Source organism: Stenotrophomonas sp. 704A1 (genome assembly GCF_030549525.1).
Classification (GTDB): domain Bacteria; phylum Pseudomonadota; class Gammaproteobacteria; order Xanthomonadales; family Xanthomonadaceae; genus Stenotrophomonas; species Stenotrophomonas tuberculopleuritidis.
In genome coordinates this window covers 4,022,186-4,041,581 of record NZ_CP130831.1, presented here as the reverse complement: position 1 = coordinate 4,041,581, position 19,396 = coordinate 4,022,186, and the positions used below count along the sequence as shown (strand labels likewise).

General features: G+C 67.6%; 14 protein-coding genes and 1 pseudogene. 13 read left to right on the top strand and 2 right to left on the bottom strand.

The window, feature by feature from the left end:
• Positions 1–11 precede the first annotated feature (11 nt).
• The 3 genes from Q5Z10_RS18415 (at position 12) to Q5Z10_RS18405 (ending at position 3,420) form a co-directional block, all read left to right on the top strand.
• The gene (locus Q5Z10_RS18415) at positions 12–1,940 is read left to right on the top strand and encodes a M1 family metallopeptidase (protein ID WP_303636801.1); all 1,929 of its coding nucleotides are present in this window, start codon (positions 12–14) and stop codon (positions 1,938–1,940) included.
• Positions 1,941–2,065: 125 nt separating this feature from the next.
• A complete protein-coding gene (locus Q5Z10_RS18410; RefSeq protein ID WP_303636800.1) occupies positions 2,066–2,797 on the top strand; it encodes a hypothetical protein in 732 nt (243 codons plus the stop codon).
• 8 nt (positions 2,798–2,805) lie between these two features.
• On the top strand, positions 2,806–3,420 hold the full coding sequence (locus Q5Z10_RS18405; protein ID WP_303636799.1) for an HAD family hydrolase: 615 nt from the start codon (positions 2,806–2,808) through the stop codon (positions 3,418–3,420).
• An 81-nt stretch (positions 3,421–3,501) separates the two neighbouring features.
• Here the strand turns inward: Q5Z10_RS18405 and Q5Z10_RS18400 are convergent, their stop codons facing one another.
• Positions 3,502–4,440 (bottom strand): carbohydrate kinase family protein, encoded by a 939-nt coding sequence (locus Q5Z10_RS18400; protein ID WP_303636798.1) that lies wholly within the window; start codon positions 4,438–4,440, stop codon positions 3,502–3,504.
• A gap of 283 nt (positions 4,441–4,723) precedes the next feature.
• Between Q5Z10_RS18400 and Q5Z10_RS18395 the strand changes: the two genes are divergently transcribed.
• The 5 genes from Q5Z10_RS18395 to rodA all read left to right on the top strand — a co-directional run bounded on the left by Q5Z10_RS18395 (position 4,724) and on the right by rodA (position 10,596).
• Positions 4,724–5,770, top strand: coding sequence for a rod shape-determining protein (locus Q5Z10_RS18395; protein WP_005419402.1), 1,047 nt, complete (start codon positions 4,724–4,726; stop codon positions 5,768–5,770).
• A gap of 121 nt (positions 5,771–5,891) precedes the next feature.
• Entirely contained in the window at positions 5,892–6,926 is a 1,035-nt protein-coding gene (gene mreC / locus Q5Z10_RS18390; protein ID WP_303636797.1) for a rod shape-determining protein MreC, read from the top strand.
• Positions 6,923–7,408, top strand: a complete 486-nt coding sequence (gene mreD, locus Q5Z10_RS18385) for a rod shape-determining protein MreD (RefSeq protein ID WP_303636796.1) — start codon at positions 6,923–6,925, stop codon at positions 7,406–7,408. The genes mreC and mreD overlap by 4 nt, the downstream gene beginning before the upstream one ends.
• Positions 7,409–7,411: 3 nt before the next feature.
• Positions 7,412–9,487, top strand: a complete 2,076-nt coding sequence (gene mrdA / locus Q5Z10_RS18380) for a penicillin-binding protein 2 (RefSeq protein ID WP_303636795.1) — start codon at positions 7,412–7,414, stop codon at positions 9,485–9,487.
• Positions 9,484–10,596 carry a rod shape-determining protein RodA gene (rodA, locus tag Q5Z10_RS18375; RefSeq protein WP_303636794.1) on the top strand — a complete coding sequence of 371 codons (1,113 nt, stop codon included), beginning with the start codon at positions 9,484–9,486 and terminating at the stop codon, positions 10,594–10,596. Before mrdA ends, rodA begins: the two co-directional genes overlap by 4 nt.
• A 38-nt stretch (positions 10,597–10,634) precedes the next feature.
• On the opposite strand, the gene Q5Z10_RS18370 is transcribed toward rodA, so the two are convergent.
• Positions 10,635–11,045 carry a hypothetical protein gene (locus Q5Z10_RS18370; protein WP_303636793.1) on the bottom strand — a complete coding sequence of 137 codons (411 nt, stop codon included), beginning with the start codon at positions 11,043–11,045 and terminating at the stop codon, positions 10,635–10,637.
• An 867-nt stretch (positions 11,046–11,912) separates the two neighbouring features.
• On the opposite strand from Q5Z10_RS18370, the gene mltB reads away from it, so the two are divergent.
• The 5 genes and pseudogenes from mltB to Q5Z10_RS18350 all read left to right on the top strand — a co-directional run bounded on the left by mltB (position 11,913) and on the right by Q5Z10_RS18350 (position 19,352).
• Positions 11,913–13,058 carry a lytic murein transglycosylase B gene (mltB, locus tag Q5Z10_RS18365; protein WP_303636792.1) on the top strand — a complete coding sequence of 382 codons (1,146 nt, stop codon included), beginning with the start codon at positions 11,913–11,915 and terminating at the stop codon, positions 13,056–13,058.
• Complete coding sequence (locus tag Q5Z10_RS18360; protein ID WP_303636791.1) at positions 13,055–14,299, top strand: septal ring lytic transglycosylase RlpA family protein; 1,245 nt, start codon at positions 13,055–13,057, stop codon at positions 14,297–14,299. The genes mltB and Q5Z10_RS18360 overlap by 4 nt, the downstream gene beginning before the upstream one ends.
• Positions 14,300–14,398: 99 nt before the next feature.
• On the top strand, positions 14,399–15,616 hold the full coding sequence (locus tag Q5Z10_RS18355) for a D-alanyl-D-alanine carboxypeptidase family protein (RefSeq protein WP_303636790.1): 1,218 nt from the start codon (positions 14,399–14,401) through the stop codon (positions 15,614–15,616).
• A gap of 319 nt (positions 15,617–15,935) precedes the next feature.
• Positions 15,936–16,589, top strand: a pseudogene (locus Q5Z10_RS21450) (ESPR-type extended signal peptide-containing protein); the annotation flags it as partial.
• Between the two features lie 39 nt (positions 16,590–16,628).
• The gene (locus Q5Z10_RS18350) at positions 16,629–19,352 is read left to right on the top strand and encodes a YadA family autotransporter adhesin (protein WP_303636789.1); all 2,724 of its coding nucleotides are present in this window, start codon (positions 16,629–16,631) and stop codon (positions 19,350–19,352) included.
• Positions 19,353–19,396 lie beyond the last annotated feature (44 nt).

Sequence of the window (19,396 nt, the reverse complement as noted above, 5' to 3'; positions counted from 1 at the left end):
GGTCCCGATTCATGCGTAATCCGCTGATGCTCCTTCCGCTGGCCGTGGCCCTGGCCGCCGGCTGCTCCCAGGAGGCGGCCGCGCCCGCCGCCGCCCCGACTGCCGAAAAGGCCCCCGCCGCCCCCGTGAACGCCGAGAACCGCAGCCACGACGAAAGCTCGTACGCCGAGCCGGACAAGGTCGTCATCAAGGACATCGCGCTGGACCTGAAGCTGGACTTCGACCAGAAGCAGATCGGCGGTACCGCCACCTACACCCTGGAATGGAAGCAGAAGGACGCCAAACAGCTGGTGCTCGACACCCGCGAGCTGACCGTGTCCAAGGTCGAGGCCGTCGGCGCCGACGGCGCGCGCAGCCCGCTGAAGTTCGAACTGGCTGCCGCCGACAAGGTGTTCGGCAGCAAGCTGACCATCGAGACCCCGGCGCAGCCGGCCAAGGTCGAGGTGACCTACCACACCGCACCGACCGCCTCGGGCCTGCAGTGGCTGGCGCCGTCGATGACCGAGGGCAAGACGCTGCCCTTCATGTTCAGCCAGTCGCAGGCCATCCACGCCCGTTCGTGGGTGCCGCTGCAGGACACCCCGAGCGTGCGCTTCACCTACAGCGCGCACGTGGTCTCGCGCCCGGACGTGATGGTGCTGATGAGCGCCGACAACGACCCGAAGGCCGCGCGTGACGGCGACTACACCTTCAAGATGCCGCAGCCGATTCCGTCCTACCTGCTGGCCATCGCCGCCGGCGACCTGGTGTTCGAACCGATTTCCGGCCGTTCCGGCGTCTGGGCCGAGCCGACCATGGTCAACAAGGCCGCCAAGGAATTCGAAGACACCGAGAAGATGATCGGTGCCGCCGAGAAGCTGTACGGCGAATACCGCTGGGGCCGCTACGACATGCTGGTGCTGCCGCCGTCGTTCCCGTTCGGCGGCATGGAGAATCCGCGCCTGACCTTCGCCACCCCGACCGTGATCGTCGGCGACAAGTCGCTGGTCTCGCTGGTGGCCCATGAGCTGGCGCACAGCTGGTCGGGCAACCTGGTGACCAACGCCAGCTGGAAGGACATCTGGCTCAACGAAGGCTTCACCACCTACGTCCAGGGCCGCATCACCGAAGCCCTGTACGGCAAGGAGATGGCCGAGATGGAGAAGCAGATCGACCAGACCGATCTGCTGGCCGAAGTGAAGGACATGAGCCCGGCCGACCAGGCGCTGGCACTGCCGCCGCTGAACGAGCGCGACCCCGACGAAGCCCTCAGCCAGGTCGCCTACGTCAAGGGTTCGTGGTTCCTGGAGTTCCTGGAACAGCGCTTCGGCCGCGAGACCTTCGATCCGTTCCTGCGCGGCTGGTTCGATGACCACGCGTTCCAGAGCGCGAATACCGACCAGTTCGTCGCGTACCTGAAGAAGAACCTGCTGCCGAAGAATCCGTCGGCGGTCACCGAGGCCGAACTGAAGGCATGGCTGGACGAGCCGGGCATTCCGGCGTTCGCGGCCAAGGCGCAGTCGCGCAACTTCAGCAGCGTCGATACCGCGCGTATCGCCTTTGCCAGCGCCGGCACCGTGCCCAGCAGCCAGGTCATCGCCGACTGGAGCACGCAGGAATGGGTCCGCTTCATCGACGGCCTGGGTGCCACCCAGCCGCTGGACAAGCTGGCCACGCTGGACAAGGCGTTCCACTTCACCGGCACCCCGAACGGCGAGATCGCCATGCGCTGGTACCCGCTCACCCTGCGCAGCGGCTACGAGCAGGCCAATGAAGCGGCCAGTGCCTTCATCGAACGTGTCGGCCGTCGCAAGCTGATCCTGCCGATCTACGCGGAAATGGTGAAGACCCCGAAGGGGCTGGAGCTGGCCAAGCAGGCCTTCGAGAAGGCCAAGCCGGGCTACCACCCGATCACCACCGCCTCGGTGCAGGACATGCTGTCCAAGGCCGAAGCCAAGTAAGAGAAAGCGCCGGGCATCCCCCGGCGCTTTTTTTTGTAGAGTCGGGCCATGCTCGACTGGCGCTTCAACAGCAGTCGAGCATGGCTCGACTCTACAGACATGCGAAAACACGAAGGACCTCTGCCATGAAACGACTGATCCTGCTCACCGCCTGCACCCTCGCGCTGGCTGCCTGCAGCAACCCCGAGGAGGAGCGCAAGGCGCAGGAAGCCGCCGCTGCCGCCGTGCAGGCGCAGAAGGAAGCCAAGGCCGAGGACGTGGCCAGGCAGTACGACACCGCCGTGGCCGCCCAGGAATGGGAGAAGGCCCGCCTGCACGGCAGCGTGCTGCTCGACCAGTACAAGGGCACCGCCGCGGCCGAGCGCATTGCCACCGGCTTCGACGAGGTCAAGAGCAAGGCCGATGCCGCGCGCGACCTGCGCCGCATGCAGGCGCTGTGGCAGTACAACGAGATTCCGGTCGGCAGCAAGGGCGTGCAGCGCTCGGCGTCGATCTACAGCAAGGAGCGCGTGGATGTCGATGGCAGCGGCGCCAAGCCGGTGCAGCTGGTGTTCCGCGACCACCCCGAATGGAAGCGGCATGCCTACCTGGTGCTGCAGGCCGGCGATTTCCGCTGCCCGCAGTGCACGCTGAAGGTGACCGTGGACGACGGCAAGCCGATTTCGATGGCGGCCTGGCGCCCCAAGACCGACGAGGCCATCGCCCTGTTCATCACCGATCAGAAGGCGCTGTGGAAGCTGGCGGCGAAGGGCAAGTCGATCAGCATCGAGTTCCCGGTCAAGGCCGGTGGCACCCGCACGGCAGTATTCGAGACCGGCGGCGTGGACGCCAGCCGCCTGCCGGCGTGGTGGCGGTGATCGAGCCGATGGCGGCGACCGCCCCGGCATTGTCGGCGGTCCGCCACTGGGTGTTCGACATGGACGGTACGCTGACCGTGGCCGTGCACGACTTCGCCCGCATCAAGCGCGAGCTGGGCATTCCCGCCAGCGTGGACATCCTGGCGCACCTGACCGACCTGCCGGCGGCCGAGGCTGCACCGAAGCACGCCTGGCTGCTGGACCATGAGCGTGGCCTGGCCGAAGACGCCGTGGCGGCGCCTGGGGCAGTGGCGCTGCTGCGCGCGCTGGCGGCGGCCGGTTGCCGGCTCGGCATCCTGACCCGCAACGACCACGCGCTGGCGAAGCTGACGCTGCAGGCGATCGGGGTCGGTGACCTGTTCGACGATGCCGGCATCATCGGCCGCGATGAAGCGGTACCCAAGCCCTCACCGGATGGATTGCAGCAGCACCTGCGGCATTGGGGCATTGCGGCGGCGGAGGCGGTGATGGTGGGCGACCACGCCTACGACCTGGACTGCGGCCGTGCCGCCGGTGCGCGTACCGTGCTGGTCAACCTGCCGGATAACCCGTGGCCGGGCCGCGCGGACTGGCATTTCGCCGATTGCCGCGCCCTGTTGGCCGCCTGGCAGCAGAACCGGTAGCGCCGGGCCATGCCCGGCGAGCGCGCCGCGCGGCAGCATTGAACCGGCGCTACCGTTTGCGTTGATGCGCGGGCAATGTGGTTACACGCTGAGCGCGTAACCGAACTGCTGCTTGAACTGCTCGTTGAACTCGTCGAAGGTGAAGCGCTGGTTCTGGGTGCCCGGGTGCTCGACCTTCAGCGCGCCCATCAGGTTGCCCATGCGGCCGATGGTCAGCCAGTCGAAGCCCTTCTGGATGCCGTAGATCAGGCCAGCGCGGAAGGCATCGCCGCAGCCGGTCGGATCGACCACGCGGCGCTCGTGCGCCGGCGGGATGTCATAGCTCTTTTCCGGGGTGTGGATCACCGCGCCCTTCGGGCCACGGGTGGTGATGTAGGCCTTGACCCGGCTCACGATCTCCTTTTCGTTCCAGCCGGTGCGTTCCTGCAGCAGGTTCGACTCGTAGTCGTTGACCACCACGTAGTCGGCCTGCTCGATGAACTGGCGCAGCTCCGGGCCGTTGAACAGCGGCATGGCCTGGCCGGGGTCGAAAATGAACGGCACGCCGTCTTCGTGGAACTCCAGCGCGTTCTGGATCATGCCTTCGCGGCCGTCCGGGCCGACCAGGCCCAGGCTCACGCCGGGCACGTCGCGCACGTGGTTTTCATAGGAACGCATCATCGCGCCCGGGTGGAAGGCGGTGATCTGGTTGTTGTCGTGGTCGGTGGTGATGAACGCCTGCGGGGTGAACAGCTCGTCGATCACCCGCACACGGCTCAGGTCGATGCCCAGCGCGTCGAAGTGCTCGCGGTAGGGGCCGAAGTCCGAACCCACCGTGCCCATCGGGATCGGCTCGCCGCCCAGCAGGTGCAGGTTGTAGGCGATGTTGCCGGCGCAGCCTCCGAACTCGCGGCGCATGCGCGGCACCAGGAACGACACGTTCAGGATGTGCACCTTGTCCGGCAGGATGTGATTCTTGAACTGGTCCGGGAACACCATGATGGTGTCGAAGGCAAGAGAACCACAGATCAGAGCGGACATCGATGTAAGCCTATGCGGTGAATTTTGGGGTGGGCCGGCCTGCTTCGGCAGGCAAGCAAACGGCGCCCATGGGCGCCCGACGGCGCAAAGGTTACCCGCTGGTGCCGCTCAGGGCCAGAACCGGGTGATGCCCGATCAGGCCGAAAGCCTGTGAAGGCGCGGGTTCAGCTGGATTTTTCCTTGCTCGGCGGCAGGCGGGTTGCTAGGCTTGTCGGCCTCGATTTCTGCCCATTTTTTCGCCATCCCGCGGCGGGCACGACACCCCTCAGGACTCCTTCCTCAGATGTTCAAGAAACTCCGTGGCATGTTCTCCAATGACCTGTCCATCGACCTGGGCACGGCCAATACCCTCATCTACGTGCGCGGGCAGGGAATCGTGCTGAACGAGCCGTCGGTGGTGGCAGTGCGCCAGGATCGCGCCATCGGGGGTACCCGCTCGGTGGCAGCCGTCGGCGCCGAGGCCAAGCAGATGCTGGGCCGTACCCCGGGCCATATCACCACCATCCGCCCGATGAAGGACGGCGTCATCGCCGACTTCACCTATACCGAGGCGATGCTCAAGCACTTCATCAAGAAGGTGCACAAGTCGCGCGTGCTGCGCCCGAGCCCGCGCGTGCTGGTCTGCGTGCCGGCCGGTTCGACCCAGGTCGAGCGCCGCGCCATCAAGGAATCGGCCGAGGAAGCCGGTGCCCGTGACGTGTTCCTGATCGAAGAGCCGATGGCTGCCGCGATCGGCGCCGGCATGCCGGTCACCGAAGCGCGGGGTTCGATGGTCATCGACATCGGCGGCGGCACCACCGAAGTGGCGGTGATCTCGCTCAACGGCATCGTCTACTCGGCCTCGGTCCGCATCGGCGGCGACCGCTTCGACGAATCGATCACCAACTACGTGCGCCGCAACCACGGCATGCTGATCGGTGAAGCCACCGCCGAACGCATCAAGGTCGAACTGGGCTGCGCCTACCCGCAGGCGGAGGTGATCGAGATGGAGATCTCCGGCCGCAACCTCGCCGAGGGCGTGCCGAAGATGATCAAGATCAGCTCCAACGAAGTGCTCGAAGCCCTGCACGAGCCGCTGTCGGGCATCGTCAGTGCGGTCAAGCTGGCGCTGGAACAGACCCCGCCGGAACTGTGCGCCGACGTTGCCGAGCGCGGCATCGTGCTGACCGGTGGCGGCGCGCTGCTGCGCGACCTGGATCGCCTGATTTCCGAGGAAACCGGCCTGCACGTGCAGGTGGCCGACGACCCGCTGACCTGCGTGGCCCGCGGTGGCGGTCGTGCCCTGGAACTGGTCGACATGCACGGCAACGAGTTCTTTGCGCCGGAATAAGCCGTCCCGGCCGTTCCTGCCCGCAGCGCCCCTCCGGGGTGCGGCCCGCCCCACTGGCGGGTCGGCACCGGCGGGGCGCCCGCGTGTTTCCCTTCCGCCTTCTGCCAGTTGAATCGCTGCCGTGCCGCCCTACGCCGGACCTCCCGTCGCTTCCCGATCCGGTGATGCCGCCAGCCCGTTGCGGCTGCTGGCCTACCTGGCGTTGGCCATCACCCTGATCGTGCTGGATGACCAGGCCGGCTGGCTGGCGCGCCTGCGCGAGCAGGCCAACAGCCTGGTGCAGCCGGTCTGGGCCCTGGCCGGGCTGCCCGGCAAGCTCGGCAGCCAGGTCAAGGATTCGGCCGCCAGCCATTCGCAGCTGGTGAGTGAAAACCGCGAACTGCGCAACCAGCTGCTGCTGGCCAACGCCCGCCTCACCCGCCTGCAGACCGCCGCGCTGGACAACGCCCAGCTGCGCGAGCTGCTGAACGTGGCCGAGCGCAGTGGCCTGGACGTACAGCTGGCGCCGATCCTGGATATCGACCTGGACCCGGTGAAACAGCGTCTGGTGCTGGATGCCGGCAGCCGCGAGGGCGTGCACCTCGGCCAGGCGGTGATCGATGCCGGTGGCCTGATGGGGCAGGTGATCAGCGTGACCGGTGGCAGTTCCACCGTGCTGCTGCTGACCGACCCCGACCACGCGGTGCCGGTGACCGTGGCCCGCAACGGCGTGCGCCTGATCGTCTACGGCCGCGGCGACACGCTGGAGCTGCGCGACATCCCGCTCAGCGCCGGCGTGGAAGTCGGCGACGAGATCGTCACCTCCGGCCTCGGTGGCCGCTTCCCGGCCGGCTTCCCGGTCGGCACCATCACCGGCCTTCGCCCGGATGACACCCACGCCTTCCTGGTCGGCGAACTGAAGCCGGCCGCCCAGCTCGACCGCGGCCGCGACGTGCTGCTGCTGCGCCCGGGGGCGGCAATTCGCTTGCCTGCGGCGGGCGAATTGCCGCCGACTGCACCTTCGGCGCAACCGGCCCCCGCATCCCCCCTTACCCCCGCGCCGTCGGCGCGCCCCCTTCAACAACAAGGGGGCTCCACTCCAGCCGGCTCTACGGTAGTGCCGGCCGCTGGACTGCAACCGCAACCCACCCAGCCGCAGCCGGAGGTCCAGCGATGAGCCGCCTGCGCGACAACCGTTGGGTGCTGCCGGCCAGCCTGGTGGTGGCGCTGCTGCTGGGCCTGCTGCCGCTGCCGGCGTTGCTGCAGCCGCTGCGCCCGTACTGGCTGGCGCTGGTGCTGGCGTACTGGGTCATCGAAACGCCCGAGCGGGTCGGCCTGGGCATCGCCTTCGCCAGCGGCGTGGTCGCCGATCTGCTGTACGGCGGGGTGCTCGGCGAGCAGGCGCTGCGGCTGGTGATGCTGGCCTTCATCCTGCAGCGCTTCCGCGCGCGCATCCGCTTCTTCCCGATGTCGCAGCAGATGCTGGCCATTGGCGGCCTGCTGTTCAACGACCGCATCGTCAGCGCGCTGGTGCACATCGTGGTGGACGAGCCGACGTTGCCCTGGTCGTACTGGTGGGCACCGCTGCTGGGCATGGGCCTGTGGCCGCTGGTGTTCGTGCTGCTGGATGCGGTGCGCTTCGGCAAGCGCGGGCGCTGAGCCATGATCCCGCGCCGCCAGGTCAAGAATCCGCACGCCGAGGCCGAGCAGTTCCGGCGCCGCGCCGCGCTGGGCTTCCTCGGCGTGCTGGTCTGCCTGCTGGGCCTGGGCGGCTGGTACTTCAAGCTGCAGGTGCTGGACCACGACATCTACGCCACCCGCTCGGAAGCCAACCGCATCAAGCCGCGGCCGGTGGTGCCGGGGCGCGGCATGATCTACGACCGCAACGGCCGCCTGCTGGCCGAGAACGTGCCGGCGTTCCGCCTGGACATCACCCCGGACAAGGTCAAGGACATGGACGCCACCCTGGATGGGTTGGCGAAGATCATCCAGATCAGCCCGGAAGAGCGCGAAGCGTTCAACAAGTCGCGCAAGGCGCGCCGCAAGTTCCTGCCGGTCACCCTCAAGCTGCGCATGAGCGATGAGGAAATGGCACGCTTCGCCGTGGACCGCTGGCGCTTCCCCGGCGTCGAGCTGGAGCCGTACCTGACCCGTCGCTATCCCTATGGCGACCTGTTCGCGCACATCATCGGCTACGTCGGCCGCGTCGATGACAAGGACCTGGAGATCCTGGGCGAGGGCAATGCCGCGCTTACCCACATCGGCAAGTCCGGCCTGGAGCGCTATTACGAGCAGCAGCTGCGCGGCAAGGTCGGCTACGAGCAGGTGGAGACCAACGTGCAGGGGCGTGCGATCCGCACCATCGGCCGCGTGGCGGCGCAGTCCGGCACCGACCTGCGGCTGTCGATCGATGCCGACCTGCAGCGGGCGATGGTGGCCGCCTTCGGCGAGCAGGAAGGCTCGGCGGTGGCCATGGATCCGCGCACCGGCGAAGTGCTGGCCATGGTCAGCCTGCCGTCGTACGACCCGAACCTGTTCGTCAACGGCATTTCGCACGCCGATTTCAAGGCGTTGAATGACAACCCCTCGCGCCCGCAGTTCAACCGCCTGGTGCTGGGCGGCGTTGCGCCCGGTTCCACGCTGAAGCCGCTGATCGCGCTGGCCGGCCTGGATGCGGGCGTGCGCCGGCCGGAGGACAAGGTGCTGTCCACCGGCATGTTCTACCTGCCCGGCACGTCGCGCGGCTGGGGCGACTCGCACCGCGGCGGCCATGGCTGGACCGACCTGCGCAAGTCGATCGCGCAGTCGGTCAATACCTACTACTACAAGCTGGCGCTGGATCTGGGCATCGAGCGCTTCGACCACTACATGGAGTACTACGGCTTCGGCCAGCCGACCGGCATCGACCTGACCGGTGAAATCGGCGGCATCCTGCCGTCGCCGGCCTACAAGCGCAAGAGCCGCAAGGAAGCCTGGTACCCCGGCGACACGGTCAACATCAGCATCGGCCAGGGTGACTGGAAGGTAACGCCGCTGCAGCTGGCGCGCGGCGTCAGCGCGCTGGCCGACGGCCAGCTGCGTACGCCACACCTGGTCATCCAGCAGCGCGCCGGCTTCGATCACGAATGGGCCGCCAGCGAGCCGGGCGCCAGCAAGCCGGTCAGCCCCAACCCGAACAACGTGCAGGCGGTACGCGAAGGCATGATGGCCACCATGTTGCCCGGGGGCAGCGCGGCACGCATGGCGGCGGGTGCGCCCTACACGATGGCCGGCAAGACCGGTACCGCGCAGGTTGTCAGCCGCAAGGGTACGGCCGCCGTGAACCCGAAGAGCCTGCCGATGCACCTGCGCCACCGCGCGCTGTTCGTCGGCTTTGCGCCGGTCGAACAGCCGGTGATCGCCATCGCGATCGCGGTCGAAGGCGGCGGCTACGGCGGTGCCGCGGCTGCGCCGATCGCGCGCAAGGTGTTCGACGCCTACCTGCTGGGCAAGATGCCGGAGGGCATGCAGCCGCTGGACAGCGAGCGTGGCACCACCGCCATCGGCGCCACCGCCTTCGACAACGAGGATGTCGGCGCACGCCAGGCCGGCGACGCCGCAGCCGCCCAGCTGGGCGAACACCCGGTGCTGGTCGGCATGCCGGCACCGGCACCGGCGCCGGCACCCGCGCCGGCGCCTCCGGCGGCCGCCGCGCTGCCGGCCACGCCGCGCCCCACTGCAGCGGAGACCGCCCGATGAAAGTGTTCCTGCGTTGGGCCGGCGACATGCTGCAGCGCTTCTTCAGCAGCCTGGACTGGGTGCTGTGCCTGGCCCTGGGGGCGCTGATGGTGATCGGCCTGGCCACGTTGAAGAGCGCCGGTGGCGACAGCCTGGTGATGGCGCAGGGCGTGCGCTTCGCCGTGGGCCTGGCCGCGCTGTGGGGCATCTCGCGGGTGCCGATCCTGCGCATCCGTTCGGCCACGCCGCTGATCTACGCCATCTCGATGCTCCCGCTGCTGGCGGTGTTCGTGCTGGGCACCGGCAAGTACGGCCGGCAGTGGCTGGACCTGAAGTTCTTCTACCTGCAGCCGGCCGAGCTGCTGAAGGTCAGTCTGCCGATGATGGTGGCCTGGTACCTGCACAGGATGCCGCTGCCGCCACGCATCAACACGGTGCTGGTGTCGATGGTCATCATCGGCGTGCCCACCGGCCTGGTGATGCTGCAGCCGGACTTCGGTACCGGCGTGCTGATCGCGGCCAGTGGTGTGTTCGTGCTGCTGCTGGCCGGCCTGCCGTGGTGGTGGGTGGGGCTGGGCGTGGGGGGCGTGGCGGCGGTCGCACCGGTGGCCTGGTTCTGGCTGCTGCGGCCGTACCAGAAGGATCGCATCATGATGTTCCTGGACCCGGAAATGGACGCGCTGGGTGCGGGCTGGAACATCATCCAGTCGAAGATCGCCATTGGTTCGGGCGGCTTCGATGGCAAGGGCTGGGGCGAAGGCTCGCAGTCGCACCTGAATTTCATTCCCGAGCAGACCACCGACTTCGCATTCTCCGTGCTCAGCGAGGAATTCGGCTGGATGGGTGTGGCGGTCGTGCTGGCGCTGTATCTGGTGGTGATCGGGCGCTGCCTGTGGATCGCCAGCCAGTCGCGCGATTCCTATTCGCGCCTGCTGGCCGGCGCCACCGGGCTCGCGTTCTTCGTCTACGTGCTGGTGAACGGCGGAATGATTTCCGGCCTGCTGCCGGTGGTGGGCGTACCGATGCCGCTGATCAGTTATGGCGGTACCTCGGCGGTTTCGCTGCTGGCCGGCTTCGGCCTGGTGATGGCCGTGCGCAGCCATAACCCGGTGCATGGCGGCTACGGGTAGTTGCCGCCCCCGGCGCAGCCCGCGCGCACGCCACCGCCTCACGCCGCCGGCAGCTGTACCTCCACGTATTCCGACAGGCCACGGCAGGCCAGCAGCAGGCGCTCGCGCGCGTGATCGCCCAGCGGCTGTGCGTCGTTGCCGTCCACGCGCACGCGTTCGCTGGCATGCAGCAGTTCCAGCAGGAAGATCAGCCCGGCGGTGGCGCGGTCGATGCGCGCCAGCGCCATGCGCTGCCCCGGCGAACGCCCCTTGCCCGGCCACGGCTGGCCGTCGGCGGCGTCGACCTGGCGGATCCGCTGCAGGCACGCCTGCAGCGTGGGGCCGTCGGTGGTGGGCGTCGCCTGTGTCGCGGCGAGCGTGGTTTCCAGTGCGCGGGCGATGGGCGCCGGCAGCTGGTTGGCGGCGTCACCCAGCGTGGCGAACAGGTACGGGTAGGTGGAAGCGGACATGGCGGCATCCTTGTGCGGCAGGCAAGGGCCACCCACGCGCAGCGGCGGGGGTGGCGGACGATGCGTGGCTCCAATACCGGTGACCAAGTGTGAAAGCGCCGGTGGGCACGAGGCCCTCCACGCACCGCCCGCCAAAGAGGCACGGACGGATTGCCAGCTGACGCCGCTCAACAAGGAAAGAGCGACGCCGGCCGGCAAGCGTAAACAACACTTGGGTCAACGGGATTGGAGTCCCGCGCCACCCGTTGTCTGTGGCCACACATGATGTGCACGGGAAGCCCTGCGGTTCCCATCAGAATTGTTTGAAACGCGCCGTGGCCCGCAGCCGCTGGCGGCCATCCGCGAAATGCCGATAGCGACAACCCGCGCCGGCGAGGCGGTACGCACGATCAACCTGCCGTTGCCGCAGCGCAGGTTGCGCACGGGCATTTCTGTAATCGTTCCCACAACACCCCGACGCAGCGCGGCCGCTGACGAAGTTCCACAATAAATGTGGCGTGCTTCACATTTTGACGCCACGTTGATCCTGATCAATGGACTTGTCGCAATCGGCCTGCACAATGACGGCCCGTTCGGCACGGCGCGCCGTCATTGATGCAGCGCGAAGGGGAGCCGGACGGGAAGCAGTACTGATCCAACGGGTACAAGGAGCGCGGAGCACTGTCACTGGGGAGCGACAGCCGCGCAGGTACCGACCGGATCCGGTGGCCGGTTGCGTCTGCGGGGATGGGGACGCAACCGGCAACCTCTGCCTGAATGGGGCAGGTCAATCACGACACCTTCACATTTCTCGCTGAACGCGAGCAAATCGTTTTGATTCATGGTGTTAGGGGTTTTAATTCATCCATGACCTGCTAACCTGCGGTGATGATTCGACGTACTCTGGCCTGCATGCTCACCCTCGGCCTGGTCGCCTGCGCGACCCAGCCGACGTCCCCACCGACTTCGCCCCAGGCCAGCAGCACGCCGCGCCACCCGGTCAGCAAGCCTGCCGGCCCGGCTGAAGCCGCGCCGGAAGCGGCAGCCGCCAGCGCGCCGCCGGTGGATCTGACCCCGGTGCCGTTCGAAACCGCGCGCGCGCGCTTCATTGCCGATACCGCCAAGCGCTACGGCCTGAAACCCGATGAGATCCGCACGGTGCTCGACCAGGCTCAGGTGCGTCAGCCGATCATCGCCGCCATGTCGCGACCGGCCGAACGGGTCAAGCCGTGGAACGAGTACCGGCCGATGTTCATCAGCAAGGCGCGCATCGACGGCGGCAGGGCCTTCCTGGCCCAGCACCGCGCTGAACTGGACCGTGTGCAGCAGCGCACCGGTGTGCCGGCCGAAGTGATCGTGGCGATCATCGGTGTGGAAACCAGCTACGGCAAGAACGCAGGCAACCACCGTGTGCTGGATGCGTTGTACACGCTGGCCTTCTATTACCCGCGCAGTGGTGACCCGGCCAAGCTGGAGCGCGAAGTACGCCGCGAGCTGTTCTTCCGCGACGAGCTGGCCAAGCTGTTCGAGCTGGGCCGGGAAGAGAAGCTGGACATCACCACGCTCAAAGGCAGCTATGCCGGCGCGATGGGCATGGGTCAATTCATGCCGTCCAGCTATCTGGATTACGCCGTGGACGGCAACGGCGATGGCCGCCGCGATCTGTTCACCAGCTACGACGACGTGTTCTCGTCCATCGCCAATTACTTCGTGAAAAAGGGCGGTTGGGTGCGTGGTGGCCAGGTGGCGGTGCCGGCAACGCTGGCCGCCGGCCGCGAGGAATTCAACCCGACCGAGTGGATGCCCAGCTGGTCGCTGGCGGATCTGGCGCAGCGCGGCTACCAGCCCAGCGCACCGGTACAGCCCGGTGCCACCGCGACCCCGGTCACGCTGGAGGGAAGCACCGGCAAGCAGTACTGGCTGGGCTTCCAGAACTACTACGCGATCACCCGCTACAACCTTTCCAAGATGTACGCGATGGCCGTGTTCCAGTTGTCGCAGGCCATTGCCGGTCAGGAGCTGCCCCCGGCATGAACATCAGATGGCTGGTCCCTGGATTGATCGTCCTCGCGCTGGCCGCCTGCAGCAGCGCGCCCAACAAGCCGGCCAGCGCCGGCCACGGCGGCAAGCCGTCCTCGACGGTGGTGCAGGGCAGGGGCGGACGCCCGGCGCACTGCCCGGAAGGCTCGCCCTATGCGGCGGCCACCGAAGACCTGTCCACGCGCGGCAACTACACCGCCGGCGGCCTGTACAAGCCGGGAGTGAAGGACACCACGCCCAGCTACGTGCCCAACGTGGCCTGCATCCCCGAGCCGGTGGTGACCGATGAAGGTCGATCGAGCATCGGCAACAAATCGCCGTACGTGGTGCTGGGCAAGCAGTACAAGGTGCTGGACGACACCCGCAATTACGTCGAGCGCGGCACCGCGTCGTACTACGGCGCCAAGTTCCATGGCCGCCTGACCTCCAACCGCGAGGTCTACGACATGTACCAGTTCACCGCCGCGCACAAGACACTGCCGCTGCCCAGTTTCGCCCGCGTCACCAACCTGGACAATGGTGAGTCGGTGATCGTGCGCGTCAACGATCGTGGCCCGTTCCATGATGGGCGCGTGGTTGATCTGAGCTACGCCGCCGCCGTGCGCCTGGGCATCACCCAGCGCGGCACCGGCAATGTGGAAGTGCGTGCGCTGCAGCCCGGCGAAGGCAACCTGATGGCGCAGAAGCCGTCCCGTCGCGAGCGCCGTGCGGCAGAGGCCGCCGCCGCCAGTGCTGCTGTCGCCAGTGCACGTGCGGCCGCCCCCCGTGCGCCGGCCGACAGTGATATCGACCGCCTGGTCAAGCGCTTGCCCGCAGACAGCGCGCCGGCACGTGGCCAGCCGGCCACCACCCAGGCCGCGCTCGGCAGCGGTGCCGACGTGGCTGTCAGCAGCCTGCCGCCCAGTGCGCCGGTGGCGCGCACGCCGGTGCCGGCCGTGGTCGCTGCGGCGCCGCGCAGCACGTCGGCGCCGGCGGCCACGCCCAGCCTGTCGCAGCAGGTGATGGGTGCGGTGATGCTGCAGGTGGCCAGTTTCTCCAGCCGCGACAACGCCACCCGTGCCATGGGCCAGCTCAACGCTGCCGGCATTGTCGGCGCCACCATCAGTGACATCGCTGCCGGTGGCCGCACCCTGTTCCGCCTGCGCGTGCCCGCCAGCGATCACGCCAGCGCGGCGGAACTTGCCGGGCGCATCTCGGGTCTGGGCTTTGGTTCGCCGCAGATCGTCAAGGACTGACACCCCGGGCCGGTGCTGCCGGCCCTTGCCCTACCGGCCTTACAATGGCCACCTCGTACCACCCTCATTTTCCGGCCGTCCCCTGGAGCCTGCTGTCCCATGAATTTCCGTTCCGCCGCCACCGCCCTGGCCGCCACCCTGGTGGTGGGCCTGGCCTCTGCCCAGACGCCGCTGCCGACCCCGGCCGCCCCGGCGCCTGCCGCCGCTGCTGCCCCCGCCACCGTGGCCACCCCGCCGGCGCCCGCACCCAGCGTGTCCAAGGCCTGGGTGCTGATGGACTACGCCACCGGCCAGGTGCTGGCCGGCGAGAACATCCACGAGGAACTGGCCCCGGCCAGCATCACCAAGGTGATGACCTCGTACGTGATCGCCGCCGAGGTCAAGAACGGCAAGGTGCGCCCGGATGACCAGGTGATGATGAGCGAGCGCGCCTGGCGCGAAGGTGGCGCCGGCACCGACGGCAGCTACAGCGGCTTCCCGGTCAACCAGACCGCGCGCCTGGAAGACATGGAAAAGGGCATGGCGATCCAGTCCGGCAACGATGCCGCGATCGCTCTGGCCGAACACGTGGCCGGCAGCGAAGAAGCCTTTGCCTCGCTGATGAACAGCTACGCCGCCAAGATCGGCATGAAGAACTCGCACTTCGTGAACGCCCACGGCCTGACCGCCGAAGGCCACCACAGCAGTGCCTACGATCTGGCGCTGCTCGGCCGCGCCATGGTGCGCGACTACCCGGAAACCTACGCGTACAACAAGATCAAGGAATTCCAGGTCGGCAGCATCAAGCAGCCCAACCGCAACCTGCTGTTGTGGCGCGATGGCAGCGTGGACGGCATCAAGACCGGCCACACCTCCGAAGCCGGTTACTGCCTGATGAGCTCGGCCCAGCGCGGCGACCAGCGCCTGGTGGCGGTGGTGCTGGGCGGTGCGTCGGAAAAGCAGCGTGCCGATGACAGCCTGGCACTGCTGAACTGGGGCTTCCGCTTCTTCGAAACCCACCGCCTGTACGAGCCGGGCAAGGCCGTGGCCGAGCACAAGGTCTGGAAGGGCACCGCCGACAAGGTGCAGCTGGGCGTGGCCCAGCCGATGCTGGTGAGCGTGCCGCGCGGCCGCTACAACGACCTGAAGCCCAGCATCGATGTGCCCAAGACCCTGGAAGCACCGTTCACCGCTGGCCAGCAGATCGGCACCGTGAAGGTCACCCTGGATGGCAAGCTGGTGGCCGAAGCGCCGCTGGTGGCCGTCGCTGCCGTTGAACAGGCCGGCTTCTTCAAGCGCCTGTGGGACAGCTTCTGGATGTGGTGGGAATCGGAATAAGCGTTCGCGCGTGACCGAACCCTGAAAAAGCGCCGGGCATTGCCCGGCGCTTTTTTTCTGTGCGCATGCCGACGGGCGTCAAGCGCATCGAACACAGCGGGTGCTGGGCAGGAGGCGGTGGATCCACGGTAGGAACTGAATCCTCGCGCGGGCATGCAGCACGCGAGCGCCCCCTGCCCACGCGGCGGCGGGGGATCACCGGGCCGGCCCGTCTGTGCCTTGCTTTTAGGCTGGGTCCGATGTTACCGCGGGCGGCCAAGGACGAGCATGCAGCCATCACACCGGGAGCGGGGCCCAGAGGCACTCGGCCCGCCCGGTGATGGTTTCCTCCACAGAGAGCATGCTCATGAACACGATCTATAAGCTGATTTTCAATATTTCGACTGGCACGTGGGCCGTGGCTCACGAGTTGGCGGCTGCGCGTGGCAAGAAGAGCCGCACCCGCCTGGCTGCCGCGATGGCGGTGGCGCTGGCCCTGCCGGCCGGTGCGGCGATGGCGGCTGACAGCCCGGAAGCGCTGACCTGTGCTGCGGGCCAGGTACTGGCCACCGATGGCCTGCGCTGTGAATCTCCTGCCTCGCGGGGTCCGATGAGTGGTGGGGTCGGCATCGCAGCGACCGCCACCGAGCTGTCTGACCTGATCAAGTTCGGTGGAGCGGCGACCGCCGCCACCGCAACGTCTGGCGGGGCTATCGCCATTGGTTCCGGCGCAAGTGCAGATGGCACTGGCGCATTGTTAGCGGCCGTGGCAATTGGCCAGAACGCAAGCGCGAGGGGTAACGCGCTGTCCGTTGGTGCAGGTTCCGAGGCCGCGAACCGCAGTACTGCAGCTGGCGGCGGAGCCATCGCTTCTGCCGATCGCACCACTGCCGTTGGCTACCAGAGCGCGGCTTCAGGTGCAAGAACGGTTTCCTTGGGCTCGAGAGCGAATGCATCGGGTGCAGGTTCCGTTGCCTTGGGTACCGACTCCACTGCCACGGAGGACAATACTGTTTCGGTCGGCAGCGCGACATTGAATCGCCGCGTCGTCAACATGGCCGCGGGCACTGCAGATACCGACGCCGCCAACGTCGGCCAGCTGCGTGGCATCACCACCGCGCTGGGCGGCGGTGCCGCCGTGGCCGCCGATGGCAGCATCACCGCTCCCAGCTACACCGTCGGTGGAACCTCGGTAAGCAATGTCGGTGACGCGCTGACCAACCTTGATGGCCGTACCACGTCCAACGCGACCAACATCAGCAACATCGATGGCCGTGTGTCCACTGCCGAAGGCACCCTCACCACGTTGCAGGGTGATGTGACCAACCTCGGTGGTCGAGTGACCACCAACGAAGGCGACATCACCAACCTGACCACCCAGGTGAACAATCTGGCAGCGGGTACCATTGGCATCGTGACCTATGACGCCGCCGCTGGCGAAGTGAACGTGGCCGCCGGCCAGGCCGGCAGCCGTGTCAATTTCGCCAACGACGCCGGCGACGCCCGCGTGCTGGCGGATGTGGCCGAAGGTTCGCTGGCCGCGGGCAGCACCGAGGCCGTGAACGGTTCGCAGCTGTTTGCCACCAACGAGCGTGTGTCGACCAACGAAACCAACATCGCCGCCCTGGATGGCCGGGTGAGCAGCAGCGAAACCAACATCACCAACCTGGATGGTCGTGTCACCACCAACGAAGGCGACATCACCAACCTGACCACCCAGGTGAGCGAGCTGGCAGCCGGTACCGGTGGCATCGTGACCTACGACGCCGCCGCTGGCGAAGTGAACGTGGCCGTCGGCCAGGCCGGCAGCCGTGTCAACTTTGCCAACAGCGCCGGCGATGCCCGCGTGCTGGCGGGTGTGGCCGAAGGTTCGCTGGCCGCGGGCAGCACCGAGGCCGTGAACGGCTCGCAGCTGTTTGCCACCAACGAGCGTGTGTCGACCAACGAGACCAACATCGCCGCCCTGGATGGCCGGGTGAGCAGCAGCGAAACCAACATCACCAACCTGGATGGTCGTGTCACCACCAACGAAGGCGACATCACCAACCTGACCACCCAGGTGAGCGAGCTGGCCGCCGGTACCGGTGGCATCGTGACCTATGACGCCGCCGCTGGCGAAGTGAACGTGGCCGCCGGCCAGGCCGGCAGCCGTGTCAATTTTGCCAACAGCGCCGGCGATGCCCGCGTGCTGGCGGGTGTGGCCGAAGGTTCGTTGGCTGCGGGCAGCACCGAGGCCGTGAACGGCTCGCAGCTGTTTGCCACCAACGAGCGTGTGTCGACCAACGAGACCAACATCGCGAACCTGGATGGTCGTGTCACCACCAACGAGACCAACATCACGAACCTGGATGGTCGTGTCACCACCAACGAAGGCAACATCACCAACCTGACCACCCAGATGAGTGAGCTGGCAGCAGGTACGGGCGGCATCGTGACCTATGACGCCGCCGCCGGCGCAGTGAATGTGGCCGCCAACCAGGGCGGAGCCACGGTGAACTTCGCCAACAACCTGGGCGCTGCCCGGGTGCTGGCAGGCGTGGCCGACGGCGAAGTGAGCGACACCAGCGATGAAGCCGTGAACGGTGCGCAGCTGAACGCAACCAACGAGCGTGTGACCACGGCCGAGACCAACATCTCGAACCTGGACGGCCGGGTGACCAGCAACGAAGGCGACATCACCAACCTGACCACCCAGGTGACCAATCTGGCCAGCGGCGCCGTGGGCCTGGTGACCATCGACGCTACCAGCGGTGACGTGCGCGTGGCGAACGACAAGGGCGGCACGCGTGTCGACTTCGAAGGCACCGATGGCAAGCGCCGCCTGGGCGGTGTGGCCAACGGTGTTGATGATGGCGACGCCGCCACCATCGCGCAGCTGAAGGCCGCCGGCCTGGTGGACCCGAACGACGGCCGTGCGCTGGGTGCGCTGGTGTACGACGACCTGACGCTGGACCGTGCCACCCTGGGCGGCGCCAACGGTACCGTGCTGGCCAATGTGGGCAATGGCCTGATCGCAGCCGGCAGCCGCGAAGCGGTGAACGGCGGCCAGATCTGGCAGATGAACGCCGACTGGGAAGCCAAGTGGAACCAGATGGATGGGCGTGTCGGCAGCATCGAGCAGGGCATTGCCGACGGTTCCATCGGCGGTCCGGGGCCGGGTACCGGCAATCCGGGCACTTCGCCGGGCATGGGCGCGGGTTCGGTGGCCATTGGTGAGGGCAGCGATGCCTCTGGCAGCGGTTCGGTGGCCATCGGCGAAGGCAGTGCGGCCTCGGGCGCTGGCTCGGTGGCCATCGGTGAAGGTGCCAGCGCTACCGGCGACAACTCGGTGGCCATCGGTGCCGGCTCCACTGCCGACCGGGACAACGAGTATTCGGTCGGTTCGGCCGGCAATGAGCGCATCGTCAGCAATGTGGCGGCGGGTGTGCGCCCGACCGACGCGGTGAACGTGCAGCAGATGAACGACCGCTTCCAGGCCGAGCGCGAGTACACCGATGGCCGTTTCAACGCGGTCGACAAGCGCATCGACCGCATGGGTGCGATCAGTGCGGCCTATGCGGGCATGGCGATCAACACCGCCGGCCTGGGCGGCGACAACCGCATCGGTGCCGGTATCGGTTCGCAGAACGGCCGTTCCGCACTGGCGGTGGGCTACCAGCGCATCCTGGGCGAGAAGAAGAACGTCTCGGTCTCGCTGGGTGGTGCGTTCAGTGGCAGTGACCAGAGCGTGTCGGCCGGCGCCGGCTTCAGCTGGTAAGGATGCTGTAACCGCCGCACGCGGCGGTAGTGGATGCGTCCAGG